The sequence below is a fragment of the Cupriavidus basilensis OR16 genome (assembly GCF_000243095.1).
GTDB lineage: Bacteria > Pseudomonadota > Gammaproteobacteria > Burkholderiales > Burkholderiaceae > Cupriavidus > Cupriavidus basilensis_D.
Genome location: NZ_AHJE01000330.1, coordinates 1 through 288, shown reverse-complemented (window position 1 = coordinate 288; position 288 = coordinate 1). Strand labels below are relative to the sequence as shown.

Genomic DNA, 288 nt, shown 5'->3' with positions numbered 1-288 from the left:
TTCAGCGAGGCCAGGTCGGAGCCCGAGCCGGGCTCGGAATAGCCCTGGCACCAGAAATCCTCCATGCCGGGAATGCGCGGCAGGAAGCGCGCCTGCTGCTCGGGGCTGCCATACTTCATCAGCACCGGGGCGATCATGGTCAGGCCGAACGACAACAAGCGCGGCGCACCGGCGCGGAACGTCTCGATCTCGAACATCAGGCGCTGCATGGCCGTCCAGCCCGTGCCGCCGAAGCGCTCCGGCCACGCCGGCGCACCCCAGCCGTGCGCGTGCAGGATGCGGTGCCAG

General features: G+C 69.8%; 1 protein-coding gene. It reads right to left on the bottom strand.

What is annotated here, in order from left to right:
- On the bottom strand, window positions 1-288 hold a 288-nt coding region (locus OR16_RS38975), incomplete at both ends, for an acyl-CoA dehydrogenase family protein (protein WP_006165012.1).